Annotated in this window: 24 protein-coding genes, 1 tRNA gene and 4 pseudogenes; 12 read left to right on the top strand and 17 right to left on the bottom strand. The window is 47.6% G+C overall.

Annotation, left to right across the window (positions count from 1 at the left end; genetic code table 11):
- Positions 1 to 2: 2 nt before the first annotated feature.
- From JCM16159_RS11110 to JCM16159_RS19475, 3 genes are read right to left on the bottom strand one after another with little or no spacing between them, the layout of a single operon-like run.
- Positions 3 to 854 carry a M20/M25/M40 family metallo-hydrolase gene (locus JCM16159_RS11110; protein WP_243666717.1) on the bottom strand — a complete coding sequence of 284 codons (852 nt, stop codon included), beginning with the start codon at positions 852 to 854 and terminating at the stop codon, positions 3 to 5.
- Between the two features lie 3 nt (positions 855 to 857).
- Positions 858 to 1199 carry an ATPase domain-containing protein gene (locus tag JCM16159_RS19480; protein ID WP_367834486.1) on the bottom strand — a complete coding sequence of 114 codons (342 nt, stop codon included), beginning with the start codon at positions 1197 to 1199 and terminating at the stop codon, positions 858 to 860.
- Between the two features lie 47 nt (positions 1200 to 1246).
- Positions 1247 to 1609: an ATPase domain-containing protein gene (locus JCM16159_RS19475; protein WP_367834485.1), complete on the bottom strand. Its 363-nt coding sequence runs from the start codon at positions 1607 to 1609 to the stop codon at positions 1247 to 1249.
- A 241-nt stretch (positions 1610 to 1850) separates the two neighbouring features.
- Between JCM16159_RS19475 and JCM16159_RS11100 the strand changes: the two genes are divergently transcribed.
- Positions 1851 to 1951 (top strand) — tRNA-Leu (locus JCM16159_RS11100).
- A gap of 457 nt (positions 1952 to 2408) precedes the next feature.
- Here JCM16159_RS11100 and JCM16159_RS11095 read toward each other — a convergent pair.
- Both JCM16159_RS11095 and JCM16159_RS11090 read right to left on the bottom strand, forming a co-directional pair.
- Positions 2409 to 3710: a glycosyltransferase family 4 protein gene (locus tag JCM16159_RS11095; protein WP_243666716.1), complete on the bottom strand. Its 1302-nt coding sequence runs from the start codon at positions 3708 to 3710 to the stop codon at positions 2409 to 2411.
- Positions 3655 to 4347, bottom strand: a complete 693-nt coding sequence (locus JCM16159_RS11090) for a hypothetical protein (protein WP_243666715.1) — start codon at positions 4345 to 4347, stop codon at positions 3655 to 3657. The genes JCM16159_RS11095 and JCM16159_RS11090 overlap by 56 nt, the downstream gene beginning before the upstream one ends.
- A gap of 264 nt (positions 4348 to 4611) precedes the next feature.
- Here JCM16159_RS11090 and JCM16159_RS11085 point away from each other — a divergent pair, with 264 nt between their 5' ends.
- On the top strand, positions 4612 to 5121 hold the full coding sequence (locus tag JCM16159_RS11085; RefSeq protein ID WP_243666714.1) for a PaREP1 family protein: 510 nt from the start codon (positions 4612 to 4614) through the stop codon (positions 5119 to 5121).
- A gap of 99 nt (positions 5122 to 5220) precedes the next feature.
- On the opposite strand, the gene JCM16159_RS17350 is transcribed toward JCM16159_RS11085, so the two are convergent.
- The 5 genes and pseudogenes from JCM16159_RS17350 to JCM16159_RS19460 all read right to left on the bottom strand — a co-directional run bounded on the left by JCM16159_RS17350 (position 5221) and on the right by JCM16159_RS19460 (position 8994).
- Complete coding sequence (locus JCM16159_RS17350) at positions 5221 to 5646, bottom strand: (2Fe-2S)-binding protein (RefSeq protein ID WP_367834484.1); 426 nt, start codon at positions 5644 to 5646, stop codon at positions 5221 to 5223.
- Positions 5647 to 5679: 33 nt separating this feature from the next.
- A pseudogene (locus JCM16159_RS11080) lies at positions 5680 to 6737 on the bottom strand (xanthine dehydrogenase family protein subunit M); the annotation flags it as partial.
- A 25-nt stretch (positions 6738 to 6762) separates the two neighbouring features.
- The gene (locus JCM16159_RS19470; RefSeq protein ID WP_367834479.1) at positions 6763 to 7299 is read right to left on the bottom strand and encodes a molybdopterin cofactor-binding domain-containing protein; all 537 of its coding nucleotides are present in this window, start codon (positions 7297 to 7299) and stop codon (positions 6763 to 6765) included.
- Positions 7269 to 7655 carry a molybdopterin cofactor-binding domain-containing protein gene (locus JCM16159_RS19465; protein WP_367834478.1) on the bottom strand — a complete coding sequence of 129 codons (387 nt, stop codon included), beginning with the start codon at positions 7653 to 7655 and terminating at the stop codon, positions 7269 to 7271. Before JCM16159_RS19465 ends, JCM16159_RS19470 begins: the two co-directional genes overlap by 31 nt.
- A gap of 14 nt (positions 7656 to 7669) precedes the next feature.
- Positions 7670 to 8994: pseudogene (locus JCM16159_RS19460) on the bottom strand (xanthine dehydrogenase family protein molybdopterin-binding subunit).
- A 158-nt stretch (positions 8995 to 9152) separates the two neighbouring features.
- Between JCM16159_RS19460 and JCM16159_RS11070 the strand changes: the two are divergent.
- The gene (locus JCM16159_RS11070; RefSeq protein ID WP_054857867.1) at positions 9153 to 9710 is read left to right on the top strand and encodes a DUF367 family protein; all 558 of its coding nucleotides are present in this window, start codon (positions 9153 to 9155) and stop codon (positions 9708 to 9710) included.
- A 3-nt stretch (positions 9711 to 9713) separates the two neighbouring features.
- Here JCM16159_RS11070 and JCM16159_RS11065 read toward each other — a convergent pair whose 3' ends face one another.
- Positions 9714 to 10406, bottom strand: coding sequence for an endonuclease III domain-containing protein (locus JCM16159_RS11065; protein WP_054857866.1), 693 nt, complete (start codon positions 10404 to 10406; stop codon positions 9714 to 9716).
- A 55-nt stretch (positions 10407 to 10461) separates the two neighbouring features.
- Between JCM16159_RS11065 and spt4 the strand changes: the two are divergent.
- The 3 genes and pseudogenes from spt4 to JCM16159_RS11050 all read left to right on the top strand — a co-directional run bounded on the left by spt4 (position 10462) and on the right by JCM16159_RS11050 (position 11888).
- Positions 10462 to 10694: pseudogene (gene spt4 / locus JCM16159_RS11060) on the top strand (transcription elongation factor subunit Spt4).
- Between the two features lie 54 nt (positions 10695 to 10748).
- On the top strand, positions 10749 to 11147 hold the full coding sequence (locus JCM16159_RS11055) for a 30S ribosomal protein S24e (protein WP_054857865.1): 399 nt from the start codon (positions 10749 to 10751) through the stop codon (positions 11145 to 11147).
- Between the two features lie 72 nt (positions 11148 to 11219).
- The gene (locus tag JCM16159_RS11050; RefSeq protein WP_054857864.1) at positions 11220 to 11888 is read left to right on the top strand and encodes a hypothetical protein; all 669 of its coding nucleotides are present in this window, start codon (positions 11220 to 11222) and stop codon (positions 11886 to 11888) included.
- A 1-nt stretch (position 11889) separates the two neighbouring features.
- Here the strand turns inward: JCM16159_RS11050 and JCM16159_RS17345 are convergent, their stop codons facing one another.
- Genes JCM16159_RS17345 through JCM16159_RS11040 form a run of 4 tightly spaced genes read right to left on the bottom strand, consistent with a single transcriptional unit; the run spans position 11890 to position 14822 of the window.
- Positions 11890 to 12612: a radical SAM protein gene (locus tag JCM16159_RS17345; protein ID WP_243666713.1), complete on the bottom strand. Its 723-nt coding sequence runs from the start codon at positions 12610 to 12612 to the stop codon at positions 11890 to 11892.
- The gene (locus JCM16159_RS17340) at positions 12585 to 13307 is read right to left on the bottom strand and encodes a radical SAM protein (protein ID WP_243666712.1); all 723 of its coding nucleotides are present in this window, start codon (positions 13305 to 13307) and stop codon (positions 12585 to 12587) included. Before JCM16159_RS17340 ends, JCM16159_RS17345 begins: the two co-directional genes overlap by 28 nt.
- A 4-nt stretch (positions 13308 to 13311) precedes the next feature.
- A complete protein-coding gene (locus tag JCM16159_RS17335; protein ID WP_243666711.1) occupies positions 13312 to 13479 on the bottom strand; it encodes a hypothetical protein in 168 nt (55 codons plus the stop codon).
- Positions 13464 to 14822 carry a radical SAM protein gene (locus JCM16159_RS11040; RefSeq protein ID WP_243666710.1) on the bottom strand — a complete coding sequence of 453 codons (1359 nt, stop codon included), beginning with the start codon at positions 14820 to 14822 and terminating at the stop codon, positions 13464 to 13466. Before JCM16159_RS11040 ends, JCM16159_RS17335 begins: the two co-directional genes overlap by 16 nt.
- A 236-nt stretch (positions 14823 to 15058) precedes the next feature.
- Between JCM16159_RS11040 and JCM16159_RS17330 the strand changes: the two genes are divergently transcribed.
- From JCM16159_RS17330 to JCM16159_RS11020, 6 genes and pseudogenes are all read left to right on the top strand, one after another.
- Entirely contained in the window at positions 15059 to 15745 is a 687-nt protein-coding gene (locus JCM16159_RS17330; protein ID WP_243666709.1) for an FAD-dependent oxidoreductase, read from the top strand.
- Entirely contained in the window at positions 15673 to 15978 is a 306-nt protein-coding gene (locus tag JCM16159_RS17325) for a hypothetical protein (protein ID WP_243666763.1), read from the top strand. Before JCM16159_RS17330 ends, JCM16159_RS17325 begins: the two co-directional genes overlap by 73 nt.
- 43 nt (positions 15979 to 16021) lie before the next feature.
- Positions 16022 to 16333, top strand: coding sequence for a hypothetical protein (locus tag JCM16159_RS17320; RefSeq protein ID WP_243666708.1), 312 nt, complete (start codon positions 16022 to 16024; stop codon positions 16331 to 16333).
- Complete coding sequence (locus JCM16159_RS11030) at positions 16330 to 16623, top strand: ferredoxin family protein (protein WP_054857863.1); 294 nt, start codon at positions 16330 to 16332, stop codon at positions 16621 to 16623. Before JCM16159_RS17320 ends, JCM16159_RS11030 begins: the two co-directional genes overlap by 4 nt.
- Before the next feature lie 162 nt (positions 16624 to 16785).
- Positions 16786 to 17605, top strand: a pseudogene (locus JCM16159_RS11025) (electron transfer flavoprotein subunit beta/FixA family protein).
- Positions 17602 to 18666, top strand: a complete 1065-nt coding sequence (locus JCM16159_RS11020) for an electron transfer flavoprotein subunit alpha/FixB family protein (protein WP_054857862.1) — start codon at positions 17602 to 17604, stop codon at positions 18664 to 18666. The pseudogene JCM16159_RS11025 and the gene JCM16159_RS11020 overlap by 4 nt, the downstream one beginning before the upstream one ends.
- 34 nt (positions 18667 to 18700) lie before the next feature.
- Here JCM16159_RS11020 and JCM16159_RS11015 read toward each other — a convergent pair whose 3' ends face one another.
- Positions 18701 to 19009 (bottom strand): MFS transporter, encoded by a 309-nt coding sequence (locus JCM16159_RS11015; RefSeq protein ID WP_054857861.1) that lies wholly within the window; start codon positions 19007 to 19009, stop codon positions 18701 to 18703.
- Positions 19010 to 19035: 26 nt separating this feature from the next.
- Positions 19036 to 20028 carry an MFS transporter gene (locus tag JCM16159_RS11010; RefSeq protein ID WP_054857860.1) on the bottom strand — a complete coding sequence of 331 codons (993 nt, stop codon included), beginning with the start codon at positions 20026 to 20028 and terminating at the stop codon, positions 19036 to 19038.
- Positions 20029 to 20111 lie beyond the last annotated feature (83 nt).

Below are 20111 nucleotides of genomic sequence, written 5' to 3'. Positions count from 1 at the left end.
AGTCAACGGAAGTAAGGCCTAATGAGCCTCGTGAGCCCCACATCAACCTCTTGCTGCGGGCAATCATTGCAGGGCTTGACCACGTCGGCCTCAACCCAGGTAGGCGTGACATTACTCTTGACAAAGCCACCCCTAAGGCTAATTACGTACGCGTTGTTAAGCCATAAGTATTGGGAGAGGGCAATGACTGGGTGCGTATCCACGCCGTGTATGAAGTAAGCAGCGTGGTATGGAGGCGTGACCTTATAATCAAGTTGAAACCTAATGGCCTCCCTACGCCCGTTAATTATCGCCTTCTCAACCCTAGACCTGACCCTGGCGTTGAATATTGCCCTCCTTCTATTTATAATGACCATCGAATGACCATCAGCATTAATAACGTAGTTAGGCCTAAGGCCATTACTCAATAGGTAATCCCTAACTACCCTAGCCCCATTCTCACCACCAACCTCCTCATCCGTGGTGAACGCCGCAATAACCGTACCCCTACCAATACTCACCAAATCCTCGAGCGCCTTGAGCACGGCAGCTACATTACCCTTATCATCAAGTGAGCCACGTCCATAGGCAAGGTCGCCCTCAACCGTCAACTTAAGCGGGTCGTACTTCCACTCACTGCGTATAAACGGAACAACATCGAGGTGCGCCAGAAGAAGTACGCGGGGCTCGCCGGAACCAACGACGCCAACCACGCTCCTATACCCATGACTAACGGGAACCTTCGTCTTAATGCCAAGCCCATTCAACACGCCCTCGACGAAATCAACAATGCCGGGGTCGGGCATTTTACCATTGTCTGGGTCATTCACCGTGTTAAACTCTACGAGGACTTCGAGCAGTTTAAGTAGGTCCATGGATCACTGACCACCCTGTACCTGGATCCCTAGGCTTTCCAGGGTGTTCTTCAGCATGTTCTTTATTTCGTTGATGTCTACGGGGACTATCGTGCCCTTAGCCGTGGTGAAGTAGTACCAATTCATTGAGTGCGACACGCCCTTCATCCTCTTAATCCTCATCCTCCTGACCGGTATGCCTAGGTTTGCCATGTTCTCGTCAAACTCCATCTCGATTACGCCGTCAAACACGTACTCAATGCTGTTGAGTAGGTTTGCCATGTCCTCCGTGGTAACGTGGGCGACTATGAACGTCACCATATTATAGAGTCTAGACAGGGACTTTAACTGCTTAAGCATTGTGATTAAGCCCCTTGGGTCAATGTTTATGAGGAGGTCATTTATGGAGTCGATTATAAGCCGCGGGCACTCCTTGAATAGACCGCCTGGGTCACCTTGCTGATTAACTGCCCAGGGTCTAACTCAGTGATCATGTCGATGACGTTTGAGGCCTTAACCCTACGTTGGTCACTAAGTGAGAATCCATCAATTATGAAGAGCCTATTACTGAAGTCCTTCAAATCATTAACCACGGATTCCGGATTATCATCGAAAGATACGTAAATGAGCGGGTAATAACTCAGTACACTCCGGGCGAGTAATTTAACGAGTAGGGTCTTGCCCATGCCCAGATCTCCACGTATGAGGATCAGGTAACCAAAGGGAAAGCCCGTGGGTAGTAAATCTTCCAGAACCTGGCATTTAAGGAAATCCATGGTCAATCAGAATTAAAGATTATAATGAAATAATTAAGCATTACCTTGTATAAAAAAACTCCGGGTTAGTTAGGTGGGCTTTCACGTATTAAATACTCGTACAATTAAGCGCAAAAACACTGAAACAACCATTGAGTTGGTTAAGAAAACCCATGGCATATGTAATTAAACATCTTAAACACAGAGGCCATAAGGGAACCAGGGCAAAAAGTTAAAAAGACCGTAAATGCTAGCTAATCCTGCGGGGGTGCCCGAGCCTGGTCAAAGGGGGCGGACTTAAGGCCATAAGTAAGACATCCGCTGGCGAAGGCCTGCGTGGGTTCGAATCCCACCCCCGCACCAGGAATCTGCAATCCCATTAATCTATGTCGTTATGGATTTATTTAAATCGACGTACCTTATTGTCGGTAATGTCAATTACCCTGGTCTTTTCATGAATTAACATTTATTGGGTAATGTGGTCATGGACGTACTAATGCTAATACTAACTCACTGCTCAGTTCATACACGATGTGCCTATGCACGTCATTCATGGTATTAAGCGGTGAGTACATTGTCTTGATCACCGCCTTGCTTGCGTTTCTACGTGGTTTATTGGTTAGTCACGTGCTTGTATACCCAGTATCCTTAGTAGAGCAATGCTTATAACGACTATGTTCCTCCCATATCAAGCACAATGTGTGCCTACGGCATTATGGTAATATCACGCCGCTGATTTGCTCTCTATGGGGGGTTGTGGAAAATGTGTTGAGTCGTCCACTTAATAGTTGGGCAATCCAATAACGCCCTACTTGATCCCCTAACGTAGGTATTCCTCGATCTTAATAGCCAATTCCTTGACGAGCTTACTCATTAACAATTGCGATGCCCTCTCCCTGGCATTCCTACCCATCCTATCCCTTTCCTCAGGGTGATCAAGGAGCCTCTCCACGGCCTTGGCCGCGCCCTCAATATCGTCAGGCCCATTAACGTGTATGCCATCAACGCCATCCCTAACAACCCACCTCTGCCCGTAAACAGCGGAGGTTATTACTGGCACGCCGCCATACATGAACTCCAGCTGCGTCAAGCCAAGGGCCTCCATCTTACTCATTATTATGTTCACGTAGGTCTCCTTGATTAACTTCTTCTTATCCTCAACACTCAACTCCCCAGTCAATGTCACGTTACTCAAGCCCCTAGCCTCATTGACCACTTCATCCCATTGATCGCCAGGCTTACCCGCAATGACGAAGTGCACGTCACGCCTATGCCTAAGCAACTTGGCAACCCTGACAACGGCCAGTGGGTTCTTCCTATCCTCAACAGTGCCTAGGTAAGCCACGATCTTGGCGTCATCGGGGATCCTATACTTAACCCTGAAATCGCTTGGATCAACTACGTTTAGATCGGCAACCTCATCATCATCAATACCTCCTGGGAATACGTAGATTTGCTCAGGCCTTGCACCCATCCTAATCATTTCCTCACCCTCAAGCGGCGTTACACAAAGGACAAGGTTTGCCGCCTTAAATATCTCGGGAAACGCCATGTGGTTCCAGGCAAGCCTATACGTCCTCTCGACCACGTCATACCTCGTTGGGTCTGGTGGTTGGTAATGACTCATGTGGCCGAAGAACACGTTACCACCCTCAAGGCCGAATGTAGTCAGCATTCTCCTCCACATCACGTACTTAGCCGTATCCTCAGGCCCATTCCAAAGTGTGGAATGCGTTATTAATGAGTTCATGCCAAAGTTCTCGCCAATCCTCCTGAGCACATCAACGAAGTTCTTAAACATGATCCTCCTGGGAGGCCATTTAGCCATGTAACTATCAACCCTAATGGTTGGCAGCCCAATGGTTACGTCCTTCTCCTGAAATACGTAGCCCTCCAACGACGTCTCCACAGCCCTCCTCCTAACGACTTCATTACCATCATGATAAATACTCGTTATTAGGTAAGCCTCATAACCAAGCCTAAGAAACCACTTAACCATCCTCTGAGCCACCAACTCCTGCCCCTTGGAATTGCTCGTCTGATACATTATAACGCCAATGACAGGCTTAACCACCGCCATCACCCCTCCTTTCATCCTTACTTCCTGACTGATCCCACCCACGCTCCAGGAACCTCCTCAACGGCTCCCTCAATGGAACCGCCAGCACAAGGCCTATGGCAACTCCAAGTCCAATGGCCACAGCCCAGGCGAGTCCTTGTGCAAATATGTAGAGTATCGTGACATCAACCTTCATTACACTCAACGCTATTGTTATAACCATGTAATAGAGTATGAACCTAAAGGCGTCGCCGACGAAGTTAAGCAGGGCCTGTGCGTATTGGTCATTCGCAGGATAACTACGTTTGAAGTAATCACTTATCCAATCCACCATTATCAAACCGATGATTAATATAATAACACCGGACACCAAGTACGGTAGATATGTCAAAACGCTCTTCGATGTGTCGTATAGGAAGGATAGGTTTGGGCTAGCGTAGGATAATTCAAGGAGTGCGTAGAAAATTGCGGCTATGTAAATGACCCACTTAACGAATAAGCCCAGGAAGTCGCCAGCCGTATAACCACTCCTAAGCAGTGCACGGCCGACCGAGGTCTTCCTAAAGAAGGCGTCGAGGCCCGTAGTATATGATATCTTCTTAATTAGTATCTCCACGAGTCTCCCAACCACATAACCAACGATTATTATAACCACGGCGGCTAGTACCGTGTAAAAAAACACCCTGTGGTATAAAGCCAAATACCTCGGTCTGCGTTGCTGTTGAATTTACGGTAGCGCTCATTACTAAAGAGATTTACAGCAAGGTATTTATTATTTTAGTGAGAATACTATTGACGATATGAGTTATCATATTGTTGTTAATTTAATATTAAAATAGATTGAAAGAGAAGACTGAGCCAACTTATATACTCACACTACCCTTAATGTCCATTAAGTCAACATTAACAGATTAGAATCATTGGAGACTTAGTTTTATATTAATTAGTATCGTGCACTTAAATTATGGAGGTTCACATGAGAAGGTTAAGTACGGAGACGCTGGCTAAGGAAAGACTTGAGGAGGCCATTAAGGAACTTGATGTGGCAGAGATTTTCTTAAGGGAAGGCCTTGTCAGGAACGCTGCGGGTAAGGCGTTCCAGGCATGGAAGGCGTTCCTCTCATACTTGGCATTAAGGAATGTGAATTTACTTCAGGAAAAGTATCGCGGGAATAAACGTGTTGGGAATGTCACCATACCATTTTATGAGTGGATAGCTGCAGTAGCACCAACTAATAGATTGACTGAGCTAAGTGCGGAGATTGAGAGGATAGTCCCAGGCGTGGCCGAGTTAACGGCCATGGCCCTACAATTACATGAGTATCAATACAACGGTCCAGACCCGGAAGGTATTAGGAGTAAGATACCAAATGATGAAACTGCTATGGCATTAATTAAATCCTTCGTAACTAAGGCGAGGGCGTTAATGAGCGCTTCAAGCAAGGAATCAAGTAATGCCCATACACCTGATTAACGCTGGTGCAGTTTCTGCACATTACTAGGAGGTCTTTAACATGCCTTGTTGTTCCTACATGCTTTCTTTAGTAAATGGGCTATGTGTTCCGTGGGTGGATTACTGATGGTATTTACTGTGAAGATGTTTATGCCCATTATTCATCACTCTTAAGTACTTTTCGTAATCTATAAGGACTTTTTGCTTAGTATTATTGATGCGATTGTTAAGATTGTAGGTATTTGGCGGCCTTCTTAATGGCTTGATTATGTTTATGTAGCCTGTGCAGCGGCAGATATTCTTGATGCTTAGTTTCAGTATGTCGTCATTGGCCGTTGGGTCTATGTTAGTGAGGTAGTCATGGGTCACCATCATGAAGCCGTGCGTGCAATAACCACACTGCATTGCGTACTCCTCAAGGAATGCCCTCTGTATTGGGTGTAGTTCCATGCCCTTACTCAAGCCCCTTATTGTTGTTACTGAGTGCCCTGAGACCCTGACCACAGGCACCATGCATGACTTGACGGCCCTACCATCAACAAGCACCGTGCATGCGCCGCACTTACCCTCATCACACCCCCTCCTAACCTCCCTAAACCCATGCCTCCTCAGGAAGTCGAGAAGCAATAGTCTTGGCTCAACCAAATCCTCAATCCACTGCCCATTAACGTTAACCCTAACCCTAATCAAGTCCCCCACATACTCAACACTATCCCTGAACTCCCACTTAATTAACTCGTCCTTAACAGGAGCCTTAATGTACTGTACCGAACCACTGGCTATCTCGGTCAAGGCCTTAGTTAGTAAGTTCCTGGCCACCTTGACCTTATAGTCACCAGGTGCGTGGGTATCCTCAAGGGGCTTGGCGTCAATTGATGAGAATATGGAATTCACAATATCACTGACCTTAGCCCTAACCTCCTTAATCCCAAGCCCATTTAAGTGACCGCTCACTAACACGGGCTCTGGGTAAACCGCGCCAATGGCTATCCTGGAGTCTGTTATGACCCCATCCCTTTCCTGATAGGCAACAGCTATGATAGCGCTCGGAAATGATGCGCCACCCCTCCTGAAGAATTCATAAACGCCCCTAGAGCCGCTGAGTGGTATCCTGACCTCCGTGATTAATTCATTAGGCTTTAGGTCAGTGGTGTATGGTCCCCTGTAGAGTTCTGAAACCTTAACGGTCCTCTCGGCACCAATTCCCCTAATCACGACCTCGGCATCCAGGGCTATCAGGCTGGGTAGTAATTAGCCGCTGGATCTGCATGGGCTAGGCTACCGCCTATTGTGCCGAGGTTCCTAACCTGAATATCCGCTATATGCCATGCGGACTCACTTAGTACCTTTGCGTTGTCGTTAATGAGCCTATTCATTGCGATGTCATTATGCGTAGCCAATGCGCCAATCCTTAGGTAATTGCTCTCAACCTTGACGTACCTAAGGTCATTAATGCCGAGTATGTCAATTAAGTACTTAACCTCAGTCATCCTAAGCTTAAGCATGGGCATTAAACTCATGCCGCCGGCGAGCAACTTAGCATCGCCACCATACTCATTAAGTAGCTTCAACGTCTCATCAATCGTTGAAGCCCTAACGTACTTAAACCCCCTGGGAATACCAAGGGCGTAGGCCATGCCCATCACCCCTCGACAGCCCTCATTATCTTATATGCCTCAGTGGCAGTTCTGTCACTGCTTTACCAATTATTGAGGCCAAGGCATTGACTATCGCCGCAGGTACCCCCATCATGGCTCCCTCACCAACACCATGAGCCCCAGAGACTAGGTGCTTCGTGGGTGTTTCAAAGTGTATGAACTCCACCTCCATACCCACAGCCTCAGCCAGCGTTGGCGTTTCATAGATATCGAGACTCGTCGTTAATGGGTTACCCTGATCATCATACATCAACTCCTCATAAAGCGTGAGGGCGAGACCATGCATTAAACCACCCATTAACTGACCATCAACGAACTCCCTCTTGAGTATTCTACCAGCGTCATGGGCTATCACGTACTTCCTAACCTTAATGTCGTACGTGTTTGGGTCAAGCTCTATAACGGCGAGCTGCGCCTGTATTGCGTATGTAGCTGATGAGTTGATTTTATCACCCTCCGCCGCCTTGACCGTTGGTGGTTGATAAAACACGGTGGCGCTCAATGAGGCATCTAAGCCTCCGGTAGTGAGCCTGGGTCCCAATTAACTGATGATGTCATCCTCCTAATGTCAATCCTCCTACTTGGGTTGTTTATGTCATAGAACTGACCATTCTCATAACTAACCTTATCCGTACCAAGCATTGCCATGGCTATTCTTGTTAACTTCTCCCTCAATTGCCTCGCAGCAAGTATCGCAGCGCTAACTACTATTGGGGCGAACCTAGATGAGTATGAACCATCCGATAGTGCCCACGTCCTTGTCGTATCAACCCTATTCTCAACAATTATCACTGAGGGGTCGACGCCCAATTCTGAGGCGACAACCTCGGCAAGCGTTGTTTCGTGACCGAGCCCCTCGTTGGTGCCATTAACGAAAACCCTAATGTACCCGCTCATGTCAAGGCTAATTGTTACGTAGGAACCAGAGCCGAGTGTGGGTATTTACGCTTGCTTGGTTCTATTGCTAAATCTGTGTAGCCTAAATTCGTGCCCGCCGGCTCTACGAGGACTGCAATACCAACACCAATATTCGGATTCTTCCTCCTCTCCTCAAGCCAACGCCTATACTCAGGCTCTATAGCCCTAACGACTCTCTCATAGTCTTGCCTTGGGTATAGGCCGCCTGTGACCGTCTCGTAGAAGTACTCATCACCAATCTTCTTCGGGAACTCCCTAATTAAATTCTTAATCCTGAGCTCGAGTGGATCCACGCCTAGTTCACGGGCTAATTCATTAACGGCAACCTCAAGCATGTAGTAGAACGGTGGGCCGCCATAAGACCTATTAAGGCCTGATGGTAGTTTATTTGTGACTATCACGTAATCCTCAACCTCAATGGCCCTAACATCATACGCACCATTCATATTCCCATGAACCTAAATAGAACACCAGGGTCAGGCGGCCTTGGATACGCACCAACATCCTCATAAAACCTATACCTAAGTCCCTGAATCACGCCATCCCTAGTCGCCGCAACCTCCACAACGCCCTTTCTGGCACCACCTGAGTTGCTACCAATTAAGTGCTCCGTCCTGCCCTCAATCCACTTAACAGGTCTGCCACTAAGTATTGACGCCGCAGCGGCCAAGGTTATGTATGGGTATAGCATATACTTAGAACCAAAACTGCCGCCAATGTCCCTAGGGCCAAATAGCCTAAGGCTACCCGTTGGTAGTCCCAGCGCCCTAGTTATGAAGTACGCTATTAGCATTGGCCCTTGAACATTAGCCCAAACATTTAATTCCCCATTTACGTAATGCGCAAGAACTCCATAGGTTTCCAAGGGCATTGCATTATATTTCTGATAATAAAACTCGCGCTTTACAATCACGGGAGCCTCAGAGAATGCCTTATCCACAGGCCCAAACTTCATGTGCCTATACATGGCTACGTTTGACTTTAACTCCTCATGAACAAGAACATCACCCCTCAACGCATCATCAAGCGTAAGAACAGGTTTTAATGGCTCGAAATCCACCTGAACATAATCAAGAAGATCCACAGCCCTGTAAGGGTCATCGGCAAGGACAACGGCTATCGGCTCACCAACAAAACGAGCCCTATCCCGCGCAAATGGATAATACTTAATCGGCGCATCCACGGCGAGCGGGAATGGGTTTGGTATTACCTTGGCCAGGTCACTGGGCCCGTAGGCAATGCCTCCATGCTCAAAGACCCCGCTCAGGTCGACCTTCAGTATCCGGGCGTGGGCGTAGGGGCTTCTGTAAATCGCCATGTAGAGCGTGCCTGGCGGTGTGGGTATATCATCAATGTACTCGCCAGAACCAGTCACTGCACGGAGACCTTCCCGATAATGAGGCAATTTACTCATTAACTCAGTATTTGGGGATTGGTTATTAAAGTATTAAGTTATTAATAACGATATAAAGTACTATGGTGCCTAGGATATTCATCTATAGATTGCCGCAGGACGATCCAAGGAAGAATACAGCCATTAAGCTGGCTAGGTTTGGACTTGTGCAATTAGTGGATAGTATTAGGGCATTACCGAGTGGCTCAGTAATGCTTGACCCAACCGCCAAGACGCCATTAACGCCCAGCGATAGGGATGTCACCATGTCAAGGGGCTTATCACTGATTGATTGTTCGTGGAAAAGGGCAACGGATATCTATGCTAAGTTCGTTAAGGGCCGTTTCATTAGGAGGAGACTGCCACTGCTCATAGCGGCTAACCCGACCCACTACGGTAAGCCCTACATCTTGAGTACGATTGAGGCAGTAGCCGCCGCTTTATACATAATGGGCTTTATGAATGGTGCCATGGAGATTCTAAGGCTGTATAAGTGGGGCTTAAACTTCATAAGCGTTAATCAGAGGTACTTGGAGAGGTACGCCGCGGGTGATTTATCGCCGGAGAGGGAACTGCTTGGTGTTGATGATGTTGAGCATGGGCTTGAGCAATTAATGATCGCATTAACCAGGGATGACTAGCGGCTACTTCCTACTATTGGCGTGTAGGCATACACCCCTTAACGGGCATTCATCACAAAGTGGGTTATCGGTTAGGCAGTACTTCTTACCGATGGTAACCACGGAGGCATGCACCAACTTATAGGTGTATAAGTCCCTGGGTATTAACCCCTCAAGCGTTTCCTTCCAGGAATCATAATCATCACCGGGATTAACGCCCAATACCCTACTAAGAACTCGCTTCGTATACTGTGAAATAGGTAGTGTTGGTATGTTCAGGGCAAAGAGCATTATTGAGTCCGCCGTCTCCCTACCAACACCCTCCTGGTTAAGCAGGAAATCCCTGACATCGCCCCTAAGCCTCAGCCTTTCTAAGCCACCAATCATCGTAATGTTACGGGCAAGCTTAACAAGCCTTTGGGCCTTCGTGAACCTGTAATTAACGCCCTTAATTACCTCAGCCAGGTAGTTAGGGTCGGCATTAGCAATACCCTCAAGAGTGTTTAAACCAAGTTTTCTGAGTCTATTAAGGACCTCGTGAACCACGTCCCAGCGGGTTTGTTGAACGAGTATTGCCGTGATTACGACCTCATCAGGCGTCTCTGCACCACCCCACCACTTAGTTGACTCCGCATTCACTGGATACCAACCCACGCTCTCCAACTCGTCCTTAATGTTCTTGAGGACTTCGATTAGTCTGTTCACGGTATCGTTCATTACCGAGCGTAATACCTGGATAAGTTTATTAAAGTAAACCCGCGCAACACGTGTAATGAGTGCAAGGGGTAGGAGACCGGTTAGGCGTAGCCCATTACCTGGCTACAAGGCTTGCAGGAATTGTAAGGCAGTGGTGCCTGAGGACGTTGAGAAGTGCCAGTGTGCGGTGGTAATGACTTCACGAAGGATTGGATAGGCCTAATAATAATACTTAAGCCCGAGGAGTCCTGCATCGCCAAGAGACTTGGCATTACAAAGGCCGGCATGTACGCAATCGAGGTTTTATAGCCCTGGAAATAATTAATTTAATACTTATTAAGGGGTTTCTCCACGTCAAGACTGATGTCAATACCAATGCCGAAATTACCGGAGGGCGTTGAGGCAGGTAAGCTCGTATTCAAGCTACTCAACATTAGGGAGAATAAGGTTATTGGTCGTAAGGAGGTCACCGCCGAGGCTTGGCACGTGGGCCTACCAACACCAAGTAGGGTTCAATTACGTGAGGAGATTGCCAAAGCCATGGGTGTTGATGTTAAGCAGGTATACATTATTAGGGTGATTACGGAGTATGGTAGGCACAGGAGTGTTATTGAGGTTCATGTGTATGATGATCCGAGCATGGGCGAGAGAGTAGAACCACTTTATATAAAGCTCAGGAACATGGCCAAGGAGGAGGCCAAGAAGATACGTGAGGAAATGAAGAAGAGGAAAACCGAGAAGAAGGCCGCGGCTAAGAAGTAGTAGATGCACCATATAAATCTACACCTGTATAGATCAATAGATTTTTAAGTGAATAATCTCAGTAATGTACCTATGGATTTTAGGGAGGTACCAATCAATGAATGCCCAATTAAGTACCTGGACACATTACACCTAATACTATTCATACTTTATAAAAGGACCGAGTTCTGCAGAAATCTCGGCCTTAATTGCATGGACCTACCCGTACTAGCAACAACACCACTCACCGTTAGGAATTGCGATAGGAATGATGTTCACAAGTTCTTTAGGCGCATGAGGAGGATCGTGGAGAGGATTGGTAATGAGATTGAAATTTTTAGGCTTGGCAAGTTAAGCGCTTCATTGACTATTGAGTTTGGGACCGGCAGTATTAGGGTTCATGATAACTTTATTGTGAGCAATGACGATTGCGATAAGGTTCAGTGTGTCACCGTGAATAACGTCACAACACTATACATGAGACTAATCATTAAATTGAGTGATAAGAACATAGTCGTCCTGAACGTACCTGACGTCCTCATTTGGTTGGCAAGGGTTTATGGCTTAGATGCCGTGTATAGTGCGTTGAATATGGTGCATAGTTATGTTGAGAATGGTACCTTCGGCAATGACCTTGATAAGGTCCTTGAGGTAGTTAGTAAGTGGGGCGTTAATTTGGACAGGGACTCCTTTATCAATGCCACATTGCCTGGTAGGAGAAGCCTATTGATTTTAAGGGAGATATTGAGCAACACTACTTAACTCACTCACTGCGTCTAAGTAGTTTCTCCGTGAACCAGGGAACCAGGGAGTTCTTTATCGCGGACACTATCGTACCCAACCTACCATGCACCAATTCATGAATTAGGAAGCCAAGCCTACTGTAATACTTCACGTAAGCCCACTGAAGCATTTTCTGGGCCTGCTCCCTAGTGAACTTGTGACCCCTCATAACGGCCTTAAGCGTTGTCCAATGCTCCCAATTCCAATCCTCAATGAGATTGTCATTGAGCGCCTGGTAGTAAAGTGGTGTGCCTGGGTATGGCGTGGCGACCGTGAATTGCGCATACGTTGGGTTTAGCTTCATGGCGAACTTGACTGTGTTCTTCATATCATCAATTGACTCCCATGGGAATCCTATCACGAAGGAACCCACGTGATCTATCTTAATCTCCTTAGCCCATTGAAATACCCTAACGGCTTGCTCAAGGGTTATCCTCTTACCAATCCTATTAATCGTGTCCTGACTCCCCGACTCAACGCCGAAGTATAGCGCGGTGCATCCATGGTTCTTCAGTGTCATCATCATGTCCTTATCAATGGTGTCAACCCTGGAACCACAGGAGAAGTTTATGTCAAGTTTCCTCTCCTCAAGCTCCCTGAGGAACTCATACACGAATCTCTTACCGAGTGTGAACTCATCATCAGTGAATACGATTATGTTCGTCTTATACGTATTCACGGCGTCCTCAATCTCATCAGCCACGGCCTTAGCGACCTATACCTAACCATCCTACCCCAGAAATATGATGTTGAACAGAAGGAACAGCCGTATGGGCACCCCCTACTGGCCATTACATGAACTATCCTAATTGGTTTACCGAATACGGTGTACTTATCCATGGGAAGTAGGTGGCGGGCAGGCGGTGGTAATTCATCGAGGTTCCTAATTGGCGGCCTATCGGGAGTCTTAATTACCTGATCACCATCCTTAAATGCCAAGCCTCTTATCGCCTTTAGGTGTGGCGGATCTAGTCCATACTTCTCCACCATGTTTATGAGCTCAAGGGTCGTATACTCACCCTCACCCCTGACTACCACATCCACATTATTGCTCAGTGCCTCCTCATACATGAACGTTGCATGTGGGCCGCCCATTATCACTGGCAAGTCCTTATCATACTCCTTAATGGCTTTAATCGTTTCGTAGGCCTTGTAAACAGTTGGTGTTATTGCGGTTATACCAACAACGTCCGGATGCCAGGACTTAACCTCACCCATGAATGCTCTCAAGTCGATACCCTCGGTCGGTGAGTCAATAATCCTAACCTTATGTCCAGCCCTCTCGAGCACGGCAGCGATCCAGGCAAGGCCGAGCGGCGGTGCCCTCAGACCAAGTACCTTATACAGCTCCAGCTTATCAATACCAGGTGGGACTGCGAGAAGAACCTTCACACTCATCGCCTCACTTGAAGTTTAACGGTGATACCTTCACCTTAATCCTCGGTACATCCTCCTGCAACTTCCTCCACTCGGCCGAGTTATATATACAGCCTGGGTCTGGGGCAAGCACGTCACCGAAGTAATTGTATGCCCTGGCCCTACAGCCACCGCAGATCAGCTTATATGGCATTTGCCACAGAACCCCTCAAGCCTATCCCTATCCCTGAAGTTCTCCATGAATGGATCCATCCAAATGTCCCAGAAGGACTTAGTCCTAAGGTTACCCACTGGGTATGGCAGGAATACGCATGGCGTTACCGTACCCTCGGGCTCGATGGCCGCATAAACACGGCCAGCGCCACAACCACCGATGAACTCCGTCAACTCCCTAGTTATTGGGTCGTTAGCGATCACGAAGTGCGTTGGTGAGACATCCTCACCACCGCTTAACTGATTAACTACCCTGCCGTACTGAGGGGCCGTGCTTATGATCTCCATCTTCCTCCTCTTCATCTCCTTATAAATATGCCTAAGGAACTCCTCCCTCTCCTCAGGTGACAAGTCAATCTCCAGGTTCTCACGTCCCCTACCCACCGGGACGAAGTTGAAGAACACAACCCTCTTAACGCCAATCTCCTGGGCCAGATCAAGTATCTTATCAACCTCATGAATGTTGTACTTAGTAACCGTGAAGGCAAGGGCCGCACTAAAGCCAAGCTTAACCGCGTTACTAAGCCCCTGCACCGCCTTAGCCCAGGCACCTGGCACACCCCTGAACTTATCATGAACATTGGGGTCAGCCGCATCAATACTTATCTCTACATACCTAAGCCCAAGTTTCTTAGCCTTCTCTACAAATTCCATGTTTGCGAATGTTGTTCCATTTGTCGCAATGGCTGGGTAGAAGCCCCTCCTACCTATCTCAGCCAATACTGGCCAGAAGTCTCTGTGGACTGTTGGTTCACCGCCTGACAGGGCGATCGCCGGTACACCGGCCTCATCAAGTTCCTTAATAACCCTAAGCTTCTCATCAAGCGTTAACTCATTAGGCAGTGGCTTACCGGCGTTTTGGTAACAATGCATGCACTTTAGGTTGCAGGCGTTTGTGAAGTTCCACACTATGAAGAATGGGGCGGGGAGCTTCTGCGGCGTGGTAACGCCGAAGAGCGCTATGCCCCTCAGGGTCGTGACTATGCCCCTCCTAATCGCCGGGTCACTAAGCAATTCCTTAATTGGTTCCTCATCCGCGTGAAGCCAGGCCGTGGCTAGCTTCATGCCCATCTCGAAGAATGGCGCCACGAAATGAGCAACCGTTGGGCACTGGGATTCACCCGCGTACTTAGCCAACACCCACTCCATCAATGGCTTTTTCTCACCATTAAACTCCACCTCCTTGGTCAATACCCTGAGTGCCCACCTAACAATGCCCCTATTCAATAATCTAATCGCTGCTATTAACGCACCAGCGCCATTTCCTGAATTCTCAATCTTCTTTTCAATCATATTATCAATACCTTCACCTAGTGATGACATATTGATCAATACCTCCTCAGTTGTCAAATTAAGCCTGTTTATTCGAGAAGCAGCGTGTTTTTTTCCATGTGGTTTCTCGTATATGTTGTTTCTTTTTATAATCAGCCAGGATAGAGTCATGTCATTCTATTCCACAGGGTTCGCCCTCATCATCCCTAAGAAAAGAGAATTCAATTGAATTAAATAAGTCTATGTAGCACTAATACTTAATAAGGTGTATGTCTAATCCCTGACTCGTGGGGACAAAGTTCGATGTAATAGTGGTTGGCGCCGGACCAGCGGGGCTTACGGCTGCTCAGCAATTGGCAAGCAAGGGGTTTAAGGTGCTCGTTATTGAGAGGGGCAAGAAACCAGGCAGTAAGAATGTCTTTGGTGGCAGGATCTACGCTCACGTCCTAGATAGGTTATACCCAGAGTACGTTAAGGAGGCGCCAGTTGAGCGCTGGGTCAGGAGGGAGAGGATAACAATGATGACTGAGGATTCCTGGACGACCGTGGACTTCGAGACCACGAAAGTCGAGCATAAATCCTTCACTGCATACCTAACGAACTTCGTTGAGTGGCTTGATAAGAAGGCAGAGGCGGCAGGCGCTGTAGTTGTCTCGGAAGTCCCAGTTGACTCATTAATAATTAAGGATGGGAGGGTCGTCGGTGTTAGGGCTGGTAATGATGAGGTTTATGGTGACGTAACGATAATAGCCGAGGGAATAAATAGGCTGGTCCTAGAGAGGAGTGGTTTAGCCCCTAAGTTAAGCCCGGAGATAGTGGCTCTCGGCGTTAAGGAGGTCATTAAGTTGAGTAAGGAGGAGATCAATGACAGGTTTAACCTGGATGAGGACGAGGGGTTGGCGTGGGTTGCGGCTGGATTCCCAACTCATTACCTACCGGGCGGCGCTTCATATACACTAATAAGGAGGCCATAACCCTGGGCATAGTCCTATACCTAAGTTACGGATATCAAGTGGACGTGCCAGTTCATGACTTAATCGAGGAGTTTAGGCTGCATCCAATGGTTAAGAGACTTATTAAGGGTGGCCAACTCCTTGAGTACTCAGCCCACCTAACGCCGGTTGCTGGAATCAATGCTGCGCCGTCTAGGCTGTACGGTAATGGCTACCTAGTTACCGGCGACGCGGCCGCTTCCTACTACACCTAGCATTCTAATCAGGGGTGTAGACTTCGCCATTGAGAGCGGTAGGGTGGCTGCGGAGGCCGTTACCAAGGCCCATGACCTGGGTAAGTACGATGAGGAATCTCTATCGGTATATACCAAACTACTTGAGGAATCCTTCGTACTTAAGGAACTTAAAACCTTTAAGAATGCACACAAAGTTTTAATAGAGCCGAGGTTGTACAGTGATTACGTGAGGATGATAAATAATCTATTGAGGAGGTACTTCGAGGTTGATGGAACGCCCAAGAAGATAGGCTCAACATTCCTAGAGAGTAAGGGTAAGTTAACATTAATTGACCTTGCGAAGGACGCGATTAGACTGGTGATGAACCTATGAGCCTGGACAGAAAGATAATAATCGAGGAGAGACTAAATAGCAATGCCTGGGATGTCGACCAGAGGCCTCACATTAGGATTATAGACCCTGACCAATGCAGGAAGTGCGATAAGAAGCCCTGCCTGTACCTATGCCCAGCAAGGTGCTACACACCAGGTCCAGACGGCACGGTGCTCTTCTCGCACGAGGGATGCCTAGAATGCGGTACATGCCGCGTGGTCTGCCCAGAGAACAACATTGAGTGGAATTACCCCAAGAGCGGCTTTGGTGTTCAATATAGGTTTGGTTGATTTAGGCTTAGTAAAAATCATTAATGATGAAAATGAACAAGTCTTTGCCATTGTAGTAAGTACCCACCCCATCCGCATGTTACGAGGGCTATATATGCTTGGATAAAACTATATATGTCAAAGGCTAGAAATGCATATTAAGTCAAATGGCTATTCCCAATCGTGGGCGGGTTAACAATAATAGTCCCAGTGAAGGCGGCGGTGCCTAACGTAACGGCCGTAAGGCTTGACCCAGTAACCCATAACCTTGTGCGTGAGGGAGTCCCACTAATGATCAACCCATATGATAGGAACGCCCTCGAATTCGCCCTCAGGCTTAAGGATAAGTATGGTGGTAAGGTAATAACACTATCAATGGCACCACCAAGTGGCAAGGACTTCCTCGAGTCCACAATAGGCATGGGTGCAGACGAGGCATACCTAATCACTGACAGGGCATTCGCAGGTGCCGATACATTGGCCACCTCATACACCGTGGCAAGGAGCATACAGAGGCTATTCCCCAACTTTGACTTGATAGTCTTTGGTGAGGAGACCACGGATTCATCAACGGCCCACATGCCTGCCAGGTAGCCTCATGCTAAGTCTGCCCTATGTTTATTATGCGGTTGATGCTGAGGTTAAGCTTGAGGATAGGCTGATATTAGTCACTAGGTACCTGGAGGATGAGGGTGTTTATGAAACGTTCGAATACAAGATGCCAATAATAGTTAGTGTATATAGGAATAGTAATCCACCCAGGGACATAAGCCTCGTTAGGAAGGTTGAGGCCAAGCTAAATAACTTGGTAAAGACCGTAGACAACAATACGCTGAAACTGGAGAGGGAGTGCATAGGCCTTAGGGGTTCACCCACGATAGTCGCCAAGATCGAGGATGCAAAGCCCATAGAGAGGAAGAAGCAAATATTCAAGGGCGACCCCAGGGAGGCGGCCAAGTGGTTACTTGATAACCTAACCAAGGAGGGGGTGATCAAGCCATGAGCGCGGCCCAGGCTCAGCAGAAGATCTGTAGTGAGTGGAATCCGGTCAACAAGAGCGAGCATAAGGGCATTTGGGTATACGTTGAGTATGTCAATGGTGTGATTAAGGACGGTAGTCTACAACTGATTGGTAAGGCCAGGGAGCTAGCCAGTAAGATTAATACTGACGTGACGGCGATAATGCTCGGCCATAACCTTGGTGACGTAGTTAAGGAGCCCATCTACTATGGCGCGGACAGGGTTGTCTACGTTGATCACCCGGCCTTGGCCAAGTACGTACCGCACATATATTCCAACGTCATTGTTCAACTAGCCAATAAGTACAAGCCAGAGATAATACTCTTCGCAGCTACAAAGAGGGGTAGGGAATTGGCACCATACGTAGCCAACACACTCAGGACTGGAATAACGGCAGACTGTACGGAGCTTGATGTTGACCCAAAGACCAGGGACCTAGACCAGGTAAGGCCTACATATGGCGGTAACATACTCGCACACATAAGGACACCAAATAGGAGACCCCAGTTAGCCAGTGTTAGGCCCAACGTATTCCCAACACCACCAAGGGATACGAGCAGGAAGGGCGAGATCATCGCGGAAGCCATCGAATCGTTGCCGAATACTAATGGGCAGGGTTTAATCGAGGTTAAGTCCGTGGTAAAGGGCGAGGAGTTACCACCAGTTGAGAAGGCCGACGTAGTCGTTGTTGCTGGGCGTGGCGTGGGTAGTGCCGATGGTGTTAAGCTACTCACGGAGTTGGCCAAGTTATTGGGTGGTACCATTGGTGGTACTAAGAAGGTTGTGGATGCTGGTTGGTTGGCTGCCGATAGGCAGGTTGGGCAGACTGGTAAGACCATAAGGCCTACGCTTTACATCGGTGTTGGTGTTAGTGGCGCTATTCAGCATGTCTTTGGTATGAAGGAGTCCAAGATAATAGTGGCGATAAATAGTGATCCAAACGCACCAATATTCCAGTACGCGGATTATGGAATAGTTGGTGATTATAGGGATGTTGTGAAGGAGTTAATAGAGCTGTTGAGGAATTACAGGAAGACGCCATAATTTAACTTTAAAATTCTTCCTCAATTGCTTATAATCAATCGAGCTGCTTCCTAACGGTTTCAGGCCCTATTGAGGCACCTATTATAGTCATTGCCGCCCCAATCATTACAACAATCGATGGTGCCAGGGCAGCCGCAATTATTGGGTTCACAACACCCTTCAGGTTGGCATACAGTAGTAATGCGAAGGTTGGCGCCAACGAGCCTATTGCCGCATTCAGATTCCAGCCAAAGCCAATCCCACTCCACCTGACCTCCGTTGGGAATATCTCCGAGAAGTACGCCGTCTGCACGGTGGCGCTTAGGGTGAATATGAAGTACATGAGAGCCAGTGAGGTGGCCATTATCGGTATTGAGAGTGTCGTTAGAGCTAGGTAAAGTGGTATATCGTTATGAGGAGTATTGCGGTTGGTATTATCAGCATCCTCCTCCTACCAAAGAGGTCGGTCAGGTAACCACCAAATGTGTTACCTATTATACCGCCAATACTGCCAAGCATTAACGGCAAATACGTCAATTGGACAAAGGCCCTTTGAAGCTGTGGCATGTAGCTTGATAATAACTTTGTGAATGTTGTTACGAAGCCGTAACCCGCATAGAACACGAAGGTTAGGCCGAGGTTAATCAGTATTACAAGAACTAGGCTAAACCAATACCTCCTAATGGCTGTAGCCAACGGCACCTTGACGATCCTACCCTCCTCCTTCTTCCTCTCCCAAAGTATTGACTCCGGGGCCGCGAACCTTATGATTAGGCCTATGATAACGACAACCGCACCACTTAGGAACAGTATTCTCCAACCAATCGTGCCTATTGGGTAGTAAGCGCTAACAAGGAGTAGCAAGCCTGTGGCGAGTAATGAGGCAACTGACATACTGGAGTTAAGCACGCCATTAACGAGGCCGCGCCACTTCGGTGATGCAAACTCTAGGGCCCACACAACGCCACCACCAGCCTCACCGCCATAACCAAACCCTTGGACAAACCTGAATATGGTAAGTAGGGTCGGCGCCCAAATCCCTATTTGTGAGTATGTTGGTAGTAGGGCAATGACTATTGTTGCAACGGCCATAGTAATCGCATCGCCAAGTAATGCATTCCTCCTACCGTACTTATCACCTATGTGACCGAAGAATATTGCACCGAGGGGTCTCGCGAAGTAACCGACTGCGAAGACTAGAAGTGTATATAGGAGTGCCGCTAATGGGTTTGACTTGGGGAAGAATAACTCGCTTATGTATGGTATTAATGAGAAGTATATTAGGAAGTCGTAGTATTCAAGGGCCCATGCGAAGAAGGTTGATATTGACGCAAGCATTAAGCCCCTCCTTCTAACATGCTCGGGAACCTCCGGCCCGCCCATAGCGTATTATCGAGTTAAGAATGTATTTAAAGTGTTACCTAGCAATATATATGGCTATTTAACATTTCTAACCCTTGACACGT

The organism is Vulcanisaeta sp. JCM 16159, assembly GCF_001316265.1.
Taxonomy (GTDB): Archaea; Thermoproteota; Thermoprotei; order Thermoproteales; family Thermocladiaceae; genus Vulcanisaeta.
Note: the sequence above shows the minus strand (reverse complement) of the source record. Positions and strands in the feature narration are given on the sequence as shown.

What these genes read in the sequence shown, in the direction of transcription:
- JCM16159_RS11110 (WP_243666717.1), bottom strand. Translation starts at nt 854, where the DNA reads ATGGACCTACTTAAACTGCTCGAAGTCCTCGTAGAGTTTAACACGGTG.
- JCM16159_RS19475 (WP_367834485.1), bottom strand. Translation starts at nt 1,609, where the DNA reads ATGGATTTCCTTAAATGCCAGGTTCTGGAAGATTTACTACCCACGGGC.
- JCM16159_RS11085 (WP_243666714.1), top strand. Translation starts at nt 4,612, where the DNA reads ATGGAGGTTCACATGAGAAGGTTAAGTACGGAGACGCTGGCTAAGGAA.
- JCM16159_RS19465 (WP_367834478.1), bottom strand. Translation starts at nt 7,655, where the DNA reads ATGAGCGGGTACATTAGGGTTTTCGTTAATGGCACCAACGAGGGGCTC.
- JCM16159_RS11070 (WP_054857867.1), top strand. Translation starts at nt 9,153, where the DNA reads ATGGTGCCTAGGATATTCATCTATAGATTGCCGCAGGACGATCCAAGG.
- JCM16159_RS11065 (WP_054857866.1), bottom strand. Translation starts at nt 10,406, where the DNA reads ATGAACGATACCGTGAACAGACTAATCGAAGTCCTCAAGAACATTAAG.
- JCM16159_RS11055 (WP_054857865.1), top strand. Translation starts at nt 10,749, where the DNA reads ATGTCAATACCAATGCCGAAATTACCGGAGGGCGTTGAGGCAGGTAAG.
- JCM16159_RS11050 (WP_054857864.1), top strand. Translation starts at nt 11,220, where the DNA reads ATGGATTTTAGGGAGGTACCAATCAATGAATGCCCAATTAAGTACCTG.
- JCM16159_RS17340 (WP_243666712.1), bottom strand. Translation starts at nt 13,307, where the DNA reads ATGAGTGTGAAGGTTCTTCTCGCAGTCCCACCTGGTATTGATAAGCTG.
- JCM16159_RS17335 (WP_243666711.1), bottom strand. Translation starts at nt 13,479, where the DNA reads ATGCCATATAAGCTGATCTGCGGTGGCTGTAGGGCCAGGGCATACAAT.
- JCM16159_RS11040 (WP_243666710.1), bottom strand. Translation starts at nt 14,822, where the DNA reads ATGTCATCACTAGGTGAAGGTATTGATAATATGATTGAAAAGAAGATT.
- JCM16159_RS11030 (WP_054857863.1), top strand. Translation starts at nt 16,330, where the DNA reads ATGAGCCTGGACAGAAAGATAATAATCGAGGAGAGACTAAATAGCAAT.
- JCM16159_RS11020 (WP_054857862.1), top strand. Translation starts at nt 17,602, where the DNA reads ATGAGCGCGGCCCAGGCTCAGCAGAAGATCTGTAGTGAGTGGAATCCG.
- JCM16159_RS11015 (WP_054857861.1), bottom strand. Translation starts at nt 19,009, where the DNA reads ATGGCCACCTCACTGGCTCTCATGTACTTCATATTCACCCTAAGCGCC.
- JCM16159_RS11010 (WP_054857860.1), bottom strand. Translation starts at nt 20,028, where the DNA reads ATGGGCGGGCCGGAGGTTCCCGAGCATGTTAGAAGGAGGGGCTTAATG.